The following is a 12113-nucleotide window of genomic DNA, read 5'->3' on the forward strand; positions in this document are numbered from 1 at the left end:
AAGAAAGAGGGACATTCACAAATTGTGAGTGTTCTCTCTTTTTTATTTTAGAAAGTAGGTGTTACATGCCAAAACAACCAAAACCAAAAAAAATGTACACAACAATAAACCCAACAATTGAACAAAAAGAATTAATAGATTCAATTCAAAGAAATTGTGCAGCTAAATTTAATAAAGACTTTAGCAAAACAGAAATAATTATGATAGCTGTAAAACGTTTAGTAAAAGAACCAATAAGTGAGGATGAGTTTGATGGAAAACAATAACAAAAAAAATTCAAAAGAATTAGTGGGTGTAATACCAAAACCTCCACAAAAAGCAGTTTTAAAATGAGGTATTTTATGAACCGATTTGATAGCAACATTATTTGGTTTTGTAGTTGGTGTTTTAATAATTTTATCAATTCCAAATGTTTCAAGTCTGGTCTGAAATATTGTAATAAAAACAGTAATCATGATATGTGTTTTATTTATTTTAATGATACCTTTAATGCCTGTCCCATCTGCTGGTAATGGGGTAAGGATTTATCATATACTATGATGAAGTGTTTCTTTTAAATACATTGATAAAAAAATATATAAATTAGAAGATAAAAATCATTCCACCAAAAAATTTAATTCTTATAAAAAAATAAATTTTGATTCAAGCATCGAAGCAGCAAAAGATTTTTTAATTCTAACAAACGAAAATGAAACAGATAAATTGTTTATGTGTGGAATAAAGTTTGAGGGTAAAAATATTTTTCAACAAGATTTAATAGATCTAGAAATGATGGCAAATAGTTGATGAGAGTTACTAGTCAATTCAAAATATGATTTACAAATTGTTAAATTGTCTGTTATGAGTAATAGAGATTTTAATAATCAACACATTTCAAATCTTTTATCTATAAATAATAAACTTTTTGAAACAGAAAAAATAAATATAATTCAGTATGAAGCTAGAAGAAGAGTTTTAGAAGAATACACTAAAAAATATATTTATAAAAACGATATAAGTAGAGAAGATTTTATTGAAGAAAAATATCATATTATTGTTTATGCTGAAGATGAAAAAGAAATGATAACAGAGATTAATAGAATAACAGCTATACTAAATCAAAAAGGCTTATCTGGACAAAAAATGAGTTCATATGAAAACGTAAATTTAATTTATCAAAGTTACACACCATTAGCTGAACCCTTGTCTCCAACTTTAATTGAGAGTAATTCAGAAGATTTAACAAAATTCTTAGCGTTTAAAGAAATAGAATTTAAAAGAAATTGTTTTAAGGTGAATGGTCAAGAGCAATATTTCAAAGTTGCAGCTATCACAAAATTTCCAATGAAGGTCGAACTTGGTTGAATGATTGGCTTATTTAGAAATTCCACTAGCGCTATTGTTACTATAAAAGAGAGCTTAATTAATGAAAACAAATTCTTAAGTAATAACTTAATGAATTTACAAACAAATTCTCAAACAATAAATCAAACTAAAGTTGTCGATATAAAAGCAATGCAATATGAACAAGAGGTTTATTCTCAAATTGTTGCTGATTTAGCAACAGGAACTGAAAAGCTAAAAGAAGTTAGTGCAACAGTAATTTTTTCAGGTAACAATGAAGATGAATTAAGAGAACAATCAAATTCATTAAAATCTGAACTTCAAAAAATAGGAATTTACTTAAATGATCTAATAAATAGACAAATAGAAGCTTTAGAACATTTTTCATTAAAACCAAGAACCCCTTTAAAAAAACAAATTTCAAGACAAATACCAACATGAACAATGGCTTTATCCTATCCTTTCATATCTCAAAAATTAAATGACAGAAGAGGGCTTTATTTAGGTGTTAGTGTTGTTGGTGACCAAATAATTTATGATCAATTCTTTTTACCTAGTGGTTTAACTACTTCACATAATTTATTACTTATTGGCATGGCTGGTTCAGGTAAATCACACACAATTAAAAAATTAGCTATTTGAAATACTGTTAATCAAGTTCATACACATATTTTTGATATTGAAAATGAATATGCTCCACTTGCAAGAAATTTAGGTGAAAAAGTAGTACACGTTGGTACAAAAAATGGAGTAATTAATCCACTTCAAATAATGGCTACTCCAAATGATGAATTAACAAATAATTTATATGATGATATGCAGTTTTATCTTACAAATTTAGAAGGTTGATTTAAATTGCTTTATCCTGATTTTAATGACTATCAAATAGGTTACTTGATTAAAGAAGTCGGAACTCTTTATTTAAATACAACATCAATCAATAAAGCTTTAAAAAATAAATTATCTTTAGATGATTTAAAAACTAATGATTTCCCAATTATGTCAGACTTAATAAGACTAATGGAATTAGAACTTAAAACAATAAGTTCTGATCAACAAATGCTTCATCAACAATGAATTTATAGTCTAAAACAAGATTTTGAGAACAATGGTAAATATGAATATTTGCTAAATAATCATTCAACTCTTGAAGTTGGTAATCATAGTTTAATAGTTTACAACATCAAATCAATCTTTGATACAAATAATCAAAAATTACAAAATGCTTTATTATATTTACTTTTTGCATATGTAACAAATAAATTTAACACTTTAAGAATTGAAAATGATATTAAATATGCTGAACTTGTTGCTAAATTTGAAGAAGAAAAAAATCCTTACCCAAATAAAGCTGCTTATGAACTTTTAGTTAAACAAACTTTACTAATTGATGAAGGGCATGAATTTATGAAAAATTCAGATGTTACTTTGGACTTTTTAAATTCATCAGTAAAACGTTTTAGAAAATATTATGCTGGATTAACTTTTTGTACTCAAGATGTAAAGGACTTTGTTAAAGATGGAGAAAGTTCTAAAAAAACTCAATCTATATTGACAAATACACCAGCAAGACTAATAATGCTTTGTAGCTCAAAGGGATTAGAAGATGTTGAGACTCTTTTTGCGCAAGATGGTGGTTTAACAACCGAAGAAAAAAAACACATATTAAATGCTGGTCAAGGAAGAGGAGTTTTTATGAAAAATAACAACAATAGGCATCAAATTCAAATTGAACTAAATGATGTTGAAAAAGAAATAATAAGGAATAGAAATTATGATTAAAAGTGAATACATAAAAGACTTTTCATTTAGAACTAATTTAACACAAAAACAATCTAAGAAAATCTTAGAAAGTGTTTATGTACATTTAATTGAAGTATTAATTGATCAACAAGAAGTTTTTACTCATATTGGTAAATTTTATATAGATCAGCAACACGTGCACAACCAATTTTATAAAGGGCAGCAAAAAATATTAAAAATTAAACTCAATAAAATAGAAAGGGGTTTGATTAATGAGCGAAGTAAAAAATAATAAAATTGAAAATCCTATTCAAAATAAATCCTTACCTAAAAGAAACCACTTAAACATCAGATTCAATACTGATGAAGCGCAAGAAATAGTTTATGAATATGATAGATTTCTTGAACAAAAAATATTGGAACATAAAAACTCAAAAAAACGTACACCAAAACCAAAAACAAATGATTTTTATATAAGAGCTTTAATCAGGGGAATGAAATATGACTTATTTGATAATAAAACAGATGAAATTGCAAATATTGCAGCAAAAGCAGTCACTAAAGTAATTCAACAAAATAATCAAGAAATAACTGTTCGACAAAATTTGCAAACAGCTTTTATAGCTGGTAATATGGATTATCTTAAAGAATTATTAAATTACATTGTGCCAATATTACAAGGGTTAAATTATGAGTATTTTGATGCAACTATCGATAAAGAAACTGGGTTTATTAAAAATGATTTTTTTAAGACACCTGTTGGTTTTGAAAATCAAGAAATATCAACTCAAAACAAATGAAAAAACAAAATTAGAAAGGATTCAAGTAGCACAAATTTAAAGGATGTGTTATTTGGAAAGGGAAATGAAGATGATTAAATTTTTAATGTTATTAGCAGAAGCACCAGACTTTAAAGCGCCTGCAGATTACATCGGGGGAATTGTTTTGGCTGTAATAGGTGCTTTTGGAGGACTTGGGTTTATTGTTGCTGCTGGTGCTATGATTTGAATTTTAGTTCAAAAACAAATTGCTGCAGCAGCGGGTAATCAGAAAAAAAAGGATGAATGTACAAAAAATTTAATAACTATTGTAATCGCGATGATTGTGTTAGGGATAGCTGTTCCATTATGTGGTGTTTTTGCAGCATCTTTAATCGGAACTGACATGGGTTTAACTAAGAGTGCATTAATTGTATTAAGCGTGGTGAGATAATGACAATAAATTCAAAGTTAAAAGAAAATGATTTTTACAATTATAGAAAAGAAATTAATTGGGCTTTAGTTATTTTGATAATTTCTGTTTCAATTTTATTTTTTACTTTTTATAAAACCACTTTATCTTTTGATGTTAATAATATAACAATTAAAAGGTTAGAGGATTTAAAAACGTTAGGTGATTTGCCTAATGTTCCACCTTTTGTGGTTGCATCACCTTATGTGGATTTTTCCGATGGTTTTTTTTGAGAGCCTTTGCCAAATGGTGGTTTTAGATTAATGGCAATAAATGAACTCGTTAAATTACCTGGAACTCTTAAAGCAGGTATGCCTGGCGGATGAGATCAACAAGCTTTTTTAAATAAATTAATTGAAATGTTAAAAGCTATGAATGAAGCCAAAAGTCAAAAATTAATCTTAACTTTGATAAGAATGATTGCATTGCCTATAATGTTTATTAGCTACATAATTAATTACATTATTATTGGTTTTTCATCTGGTGGGATTAATCAACTAATCTTTGGTGGAGATCAGTTTGTTGTCGAAAATATTCCTGTTGCTTTTTGAATAATTTGTATATCAGTTCCTTTAGTATTAATTATAATATTTTTATTTCAAACAATTTCTATGGCAAACACAGACGATAAACGTTCACCACAACAAAGACTTAAAGATGCAAGCATAGGTAGTTTTAAAACTGTAATCTATATATTTTGTATCCCTGTTGGGTTTTGAATAATCGGAACTGGATTAGACTTAACCATTAGTTACATTTCTTTTGTAGTAGAAGGAAACCCTCAAGACAAATCTTTTGCATTTACAGACAATGTTTATAAATTATTATTCTTTGGATTAAATCCAACAAGTAGTGGTGATTTTTTTGCAAGATATCCAGTCTTATTAGCTGTGCTTGGGGGGTCAGTGCCTGGTGGTCTTTGAAAATCTGAGACAATTGTTAAAGCCTTTACAGTTTGGGGTTTTATAGGATTAGCGATTGGTGGTTCTACCTTGATATTTTTGCTATCAATATTTGCTGCTTTAATTGAAAAAACATTTTGGTTATTTTTTAATTTTCTTATTTGTATTTATTATGCTTGTGCCTCTGCTTTTGATGGTGGAGCAAGAATGAAAATGACTAGAGAGAAGATAATTGCTAAAACTCTTTCAATAGCGATTATAACTTTGGGAATTAATTTAACATATACAGTTTCTGCCGGCATGCAGTCATTAATTAGCTTTCCACCAATAACAGGTCAAGCCGGTTACATAATTTTTGCTTTGATTATGGCAATAATCTCAATAGCTGTTCTAATGGGGGTTAAAAAAATTGCTGCTGAAGTGGAATCACAAATTGGTGAATATTCAAATTATTCAAGAATTGATCAAACAACAAAAAGTAATTTCCAAACTGGTTCTAAATTAGCTTCTAATGCGACTAAGACTGTTGGTGCTGTTAGCAAAGGACCTTTAGGAGCTGTTGGTTTAACCACAGGAGTGATTGGATCGGAATAAAATGTCTATGAAAAAAACACTAAATATTTTAATCATATTATTATTTGCATTATTATCGATATTTAATATACATACTACATACTATGTATTTAATAAATCTGATTTATTAAATAACTATAACTATTCTTTAACAAATGAAAAATCTAATTACAATAATAATATAACTAATCCTATGTATCCAAATTTTAAATATATTTTAAATAACTCATATACAAAACACAGAGTTAATAGGATGAGAACAGGTTGAGGTTATCAAAAATACTTATCAGATATAAATTCAACATTTGATGAGGAAAGTTATGATAATGGAACAGCATCAAAAGAATATACAATTTTAAATTTAAACACTTTGAATTATGCTAAAACTGTTGATGACTTTAAAAATAATTATAAAACTTTAGAATTGGAGATAATGCTGTCATATCTAATTTATAATAGTACAAACGTAACATCATCAGCTAGTCCTGCTGTTATTGCTAAATTTGATTCAGAAGACTCATATAAATCAACAACTTTTTCATTAAATACAATTCAAAGCGATTATATATCAATTTTTTCAAAAAGAAATAATAGTTCTAACAACCATCAGGTTGAAATGTTTTATAAAACATCTTTTTCAGGAAATTATCTACAAATGAAAATTAAAACGTCTTCATATTTAGAATACAATAAAGGTTCAGCTTATGGGCATGGAGCTATGATTGGATTTAAACCTAAAAGTGTTTCCTTTAAGTCGAGTTATGACTTAAATTCATTTAAAAAAACAATTATAAATAATGGCAAAAAAACAATTGAATATACATCATATACTGGTGCTGCTATAGATTCGGAAGAAAAGTTAAAATCTAGTGATTTTCAAGGAGAATGAAATGAAAGCACTGGAACTTGACAATCTGGTAAAGAACCAAAACCAACAGGAAAAGCAAATAAGAGTGAAATTGAAAAACTTTTAAGAGAAAGAGCACCAACAACATTTGGTGATCAATGAAATTCATATAAACAATATGGAGTAACATTTGATTTATATAATTGAAATAATGTTGATAACACAGTTGATACTGTTTTCATGCTTAATAATACAGAATTTGTTCGTTATACAACAAAAATTAACTTAAAAGTTGATCAAAGCTATTGAGATATGAGTTATTTGAAAAGATTAGAAATTTTGCCTGGAAAAGTTGTAGATTTAAATGACGTTAGCAAAACAATGAATGATGTTCCAGAGCTTATTCAAAAAGATGGTAAACAAACATTCATTTATCACAACACAGTAATTGTACAATTTGCTTCAAATTCTATTAACAAAAATGAACGATTGCTTGTAAATGGCGAAGATGCTGAAGTTTGAAGGAATGTCTTTGTAGCTACATTAACAGATGGTAGAAATGATGAAAGCTCAACAATGGAAGAAGACAACACTTATGAAATTGCAGTTGAAGTTGATGGTAAATTAAAATTTAGTAGAACAATACAAATAAATTCACTAAATCCCAACGTTGACTTTAAATGAATGGGTTGAGATCCACAAAATACACCAGGTGATAAAAATAAATACGATCAATGAGTTTTAACACAACCTTTTATAAATGGTGAAAAAAATGAGTTATATGATCCTTATATAAATCCAGAAACTGGTGTGAGAATTCAATCAATATTTGTTAATGAAAAACCTTTATCCAAACCCTTTTTAATTGATCCAAAAGATCGTTATGGACAATTGATTGGTGGAGATGTTCAAGATGATCCTTTAAGGTGAGGATACTTTGCTGAAGCTTATGTTGTTAATAAGGGAATTAAATACTTGTATGATGATGAACAGTTAAAACAATTTTCTAAAATAGAAAGAGTTGAAATTGATCCAGTTACATTTCAAGAAGTTGGTTCAAAAACACAAGTGAAAATTAATAATGAAGTTCAATTTTCTAATCCAGGAACTTGGCATTATATTTTTTATTTAAAAGATTTTGTAGATCAAAGTTCATGAGGTAGTAATTCTATCCATAATCCACCAATAAATAAAGATATTAGAGCAATACAAGGAACTGTTATTCATAAAATCATAACTTTAGATAGTGATGCTAAAAACTATAGACGTTTTTTAGATTTAGAATCTTCAAAAAAGAATTCTAAAATACATGAATGGTTTACAGTTACATCTGGTGGTCACTTAAGAAGTTTTATGATCGCAAACGCAATTATAACTTCAGCAGATGCTTTACAACTTATTAAATATGAGCAAATTGTAAAATATTGACGTCAATACGTTTCAGCTGCAATAAATGGCCATATGACTTATAACCCAGAAACTGATGATAGGTTAAATTTAAGCGATTGACAACCAATTTACTTTCCTATGAAGCAAACAGAGGAAATTGCTGCTAAAGCATATATAACAAGGAAAATAAAAGAGCAAATGTTTAGTTTTAAAGGCTCTGCCATAGAAAAAGATTATATTATTGAATCAACACAAGGGCATATTCCACTTAATGATATGGAATTAAGTAAATTTGTAAGTATAAGTGAAGATAACCCTATTGAACAACTAGATGTAACTGTAATAGCTACTCCTGAATCATTACTACTTGTTGGGAATCTAGAATTTCAAATAAACAATGACATAAAATATGATCCTGACCTTGAAATTAGTTTAAGCGATGTAAAATTTAAGACTCAAGAAGGTAATTTTAGTAACTGACCTGAAGAAAACAAAAAAGCATTTTTAGAAAATTATCTTTTAGGTTATGTTGGGCAAACTCTTGATCAATATAGAATAGCTAAGAATGAAACGTTAAAGCAAATTCCTGAAAAAGATAAAGATGGAAAACCAACAGGTAATTTTATTGACAAACAAATCCCAGAATATAAATATGCAAAAGATTATGCAATTTTTATTGATGGTATGAAACTAGACATAACACAAGAACCCAATATTAATGAATATATTGATCAATTCTTGAATGTTGCTAAAAAACGTGTAATGTGAGTAAGAATAAATGCTGTTAGGGGCACAACTTTGTTAAGTGGTGCTACTAGTTATCAAGTAATTAATGACCCTAAATCTAATGTTAAACCACCAATTAAACCACTTCCAGAAAAACCAGATCCTGAAATTCCTGGACCAGGAGGTGAAAAACCAAATAAAAAGCTATTTGGTGGAATCTGATGATTGGTTACAATACCAGCAATTGCTATAATAGCTATTACTTTATTTGCTGTAGTTAAGCGAAAAAGAAAATTAAAAGGCTATAAATTAAAATAAAAGAAAGGCAGGTGAATAAAATGTATTTTCCTAATAAAAATGATGAGTGGTACACATTGCCCTATGCGATTGAACCTATTTTAGAATTTCTTAAACCAAACTCAAAAATATTATGCCCATTTGACACTATTGATTGCGAATATGTAAATGTTTTAAAAAAGGCAGGTCACAAGGTCAGTTATAGGCACATTAAAGACGGATTTGATTTTTTTGATTTGGAAAGTGGTGATGTTTTATCTTTTGATTACATCATTTCAAATCCACCTTACAGTTTAAGAAAACAAGTGTTTATCAAATTGGAAGAATTAAACAAACCATTCGCTATGTTAGTGCCTTTGGTATCAATAGCTTTAAAACCTATAAGAGAAAAAATACAAGACAAACAATTGTTAATTTTTGACAAAAGAATTAAGTTTAAATCAAATGAGGGGTTAGTTTGCAAAAACCCACCATCTGAAACAGCATATATTTGCAAAAACATTTTACCTAAACAAATTATCTTTAAAGAACTACTTTTTTAATTTGAATGATATAATTGATTTACTTGTACTTATAAAATATTAGGAGGTTTTATGAAAAATAGTGAATTAGAATTTTACTTACATAATTATTTGTTTAATGTTGTTAGTGATATGAAAAAAAGAAATTTGTACAAATATGATTGAAATGTTAATAAGTCTGATTTTGAAGAAATAAACTCAAAATTATCAACAGCATCAAAAAATCTTTCTAATTCTATCAATCCTTCTTTAGGAAAACCAGATTTAATATATTTTAATCCCGAGACTAAGCTTTTAATTTTAGGAGAAATTAAAAACGATAAGAAAAAACACACATCTAATAAAATCGGAAAAATAACTGACCCAAAAATTTTTGCAACAGATGGAGTACTGCATTATATGAGTTTTTTTAAAGATTATGACGTATTTGGAATAGCTGCTTCAGGTTCTAAGGGTGATTACATAATTGATCAATTTTATTCAAAAAAAGATAGCCTCATTTTTGAACCCTTACCATCTCAAAGAATATTAAATGAGTTTGATTACGAGAATATTATAGCTGATGATTTGATTGATGAAAAAGTTGATAACCTAAGTGATGCAATTTCTTCTTTAAATAAGCTAATGGATGATAGTAAAATTTCTACAGAAAAAAGACCGATAATTACTGGTTCTATAATTTTTTCTTTAACGCATTTTAAGCAAATACAAACAGACATTGAAAAGCACAAGACTAATACAAGCAACATTAGTGGTTTACTAATTAGTTCTATAAAAACTAAAATGTTAAATGTTTTGCCTGAAAATAAAAGAGACAAAAATATTGGAATTATTGATAGATTTTGTAATCTAATTGAATCATATTCAATAAATAATGAAATTTGAAAAAAAATTATTGATAACATAGATCAAAAATTAATGCCAATTATAAACAAAATGAAAAAAGAGTCTTATCATGATTTTTCTGGTGACATGTATAGAGTTTTACTGAGATACACATCGGGAGATGGAAAAATTTTAGGTCAAGTTTTAACTCCAAAACACATAGCAAATTTAATGATAGACCTAGCAGAATTAAAAAAAGATGACTCTGTAATAGATCCTGCTTGTGGAACGGGAATTTTTTTAGTTAATTCTATGAATAAATTAATATCAATGGCTAAAAATGATGAAGAAATTGAGACAATTAAAAGTAAAAAAATATACGGAATAGAGATATCTAAAGAAATGTTTTTTTTAACATTAGTGAATATGCTTATTAATGATGATGGTAAGACTAATATTTTTGTTGATGACGACAACCCCGAACCTAAAAAATCTGGAATTTTTAAATACGATAAAAAAGACTTTGTAGAAAATCCTAAAAAAGTTATAATGAATCCGCCTTATTTATCTCAGGATGAAATGTGAAAATTTATAAATAAATCTTTAACATTGGCAACAGAAAAAGTTGTAATAATTGTTTCAACTTCTATTTTTAAAGGAAATACTGATTTTAAAAGAGAGTTCTTGAAAAATAATTCGCTGATGGCTGTTATTAATATGCCAAACAATATTTTTCAAAACAAAAGTTCTTCTGGCGCACAAGTTAAAACATCTATTCTTGTCGCTGATATAGGAAGGCCAAATTCTGAAAATTATCTTGGAACATATTTTTATGACCTTAAAGATGATGGTTTCATATCTAGCAAAAAACATGGTAGATACGATGGCATTAAAAAATGGTCACAAATTAAAAGTGATTTTTTAGAGAATTATAAAAATAGAAAAGAAATTTTAAATACATCAATTAACATAAAGAACGTATCTGAAAATGATACATGAAATTTTAATTTCTATAATAAAATATCTTCTGAAGATTTTTTAAATTTGAATGATTATTTATTTAATTTGTTTGAAGAAATAGTAAATAAGAATAACAATAAAGATAAATATAAAATTTATGATCATTTCTTAAACATAGACTCTGAATTAAAAGCTTATGATATAAAAAAATATATTAAAAATTTTAAATTAAAGGAAACTTCAGCTAATGAGCATTTGGAAATTAAAAAAAATATTAATAATGCACTAAGAATTGAAAAATATATAGATATCAAAGATGGAGATATCTCATATGTCGCTGCATCAAATTCTAGAAACGGTTGTAGAATAAGCAATATAAGAAATATATATAATGAATCTGTTTTGGATAATTTATTTACATGAAACACTCAAGGAGATGGGGGAGCAGGCCTAGCTTTCTTCCATCCTTATAAATTTATTGTAGCAAGCACATGCAAAGTTTTTGATTTGATAGACAAGACATTGAGTCTAGAGCACAAAATTTTTATTGCTTTTGCTATGAGCCTAGAACACAAAAATAGATATTTTGGATATTCAATAAGTGAAGGTGAGTTCAAAAATGGAACTTTAAAATTAACTTTACCTGTAAACAACAAAGAAGAACCAGATTGGAATTTAATTTATGAAATTATGGTTAATAATCCTATATTTATTAAAATTAAAAAATATTTAAACTTATTTTAAAATAAACCTTTTGAAAAATAAAAAGGTTTTTTT

9 protein-coding genes are annotated in these 12113 nt (G+C 27.2%); all 9 read left to right on the top strand.

Features of this window, described 5'->3' with window-relative positions; translation table 4 throughout:
* The first annotated feature begins 65 nt into the window (after positions 1 to 65).
* From EELLY_RS01545 to EELLY_RS01585, 9 genes are read left to right on the top strand one after another with little or no spacing between them, the layout of a single operon-like run.
* A complete protein-coding gene (locus EELLY_RS01545) occupies positions 66 to 266 on the top strand; it encodes a hypothetical protein (protein ID WP_104205509.1) in 201 nt (66 codons plus the stop codon).
* Positions 253 to 3105 carry an Mbov_0397 family ICE element conjugal transfer ATPase gene (locus EELLY_RS01550; protein ID WP_104205508.1) on the top strand — a complete coding sequence of 951 codons (2853 nt, stop codon included), beginning with the start codon at positions 253 to 255 and terminating at the stop codon, positions 3103 to 3105. The genes EELLY_RS01545 and EELLY_RS01550 overlap by 14 nt, the downstream gene beginning before the upstream one ends.
* Complete coding sequence (locus EELLY_RS01555) at positions 3098 to 3358, top strand: hypothetical protein (protein ID WP_104205507.1); 261 nt, start codon at positions 3098 to 3100, stop codon at positions 3356 to 3358. The genes EELLY_RS01550 and EELLY_RS01555 overlap by 8 nt, the downstream gene beginning before the upstream one ends.
* Positions 3339 to 3944 carry a hypothetical protein gene (locus EELLY_RS01560; RefSeq protein ID WP_104205506.1) on the top strand — a complete coding sequence of 202 codons (606 nt, stop codon included), beginning with the start codon at positions 3339 to 3341 and terminating at the stop codon, positions 3942 to 3944. The genes EELLY_RS01555 and EELLY_RS01560 overlap by 20 nt, the downstream gene beginning before the upstream one ends.
* Positions 3937 to 4278, top strand: coding sequence for a hypothetical protein (locus EELLY_RS01565; protein WP_104205505.1), 342 nt, complete (start codon positions 3937 to 3939; stop codon positions 4276 to 4278). Before EELLY_RS01560 ends, EELLY_RS01565 begins: the two co-directional genes overlap by 8 nt.
* Positions 4278 to 5792, top strand: a complete 1515-nt coding sequence (locus tag EELLY_RS01570; protein WP_104205504.1) for an Mbov_0396 family ICE element transmembrane protein — start codon at positions 4278 to 4280, stop codon at positions 5790 to 5792. Before EELLY_RS01565 ends, EELLY_RS01570 begins: the two co-directional genes overlap by 1 nt.
* A gap of 7 nt (positions 5793 to 5799) precedes the next feature.
* Positions 5800 to 9051, top strand: coding sequence for a hypothetical protein (locus tag EELLY_RS01575; RefSeq protein WP_104205503.1), 3252 nt, complete (start codon positions 5800 to 5802; stop codon positions 9049 to 9051).
* Between the two features lie 20 nt (positions 9052 to 9071).
* Positions 9072 to 9572, top strand: a complete 501-nt coding sequence (locus EELLY_RS01580; protein WP_104205502.1) for a sugar-phospahte nucleotidyltransferase — start codon at positions 9072 to 9074, stop codon at positions 9570 to 9572.
* Positions 9573 to 9623: 51 nt separating this feature from the next.
* Complete coding sequence (locus EELLY_RS01585) at positions 9624 to 12080, top strand: HsdM family class I SAM-dependent methyltransferase (protein WP_104205501.1); 2457 nt, start codon at positions 9624 to 9626, stop codon at positions 12078 to 12080.
* Positions 12081 to 12113: the final 33 nt, after the last annotated feature.

This window comes from Entomoplasma ellychniae, assembly GCF_002930155.1.
Classification (GTDB): Bacteria; Bacillota_I; Bacilli_A; order Mycoplasmatales; family Mycoplasmataceae; genus Entomoplasma; species Entomoplasma ellychniae.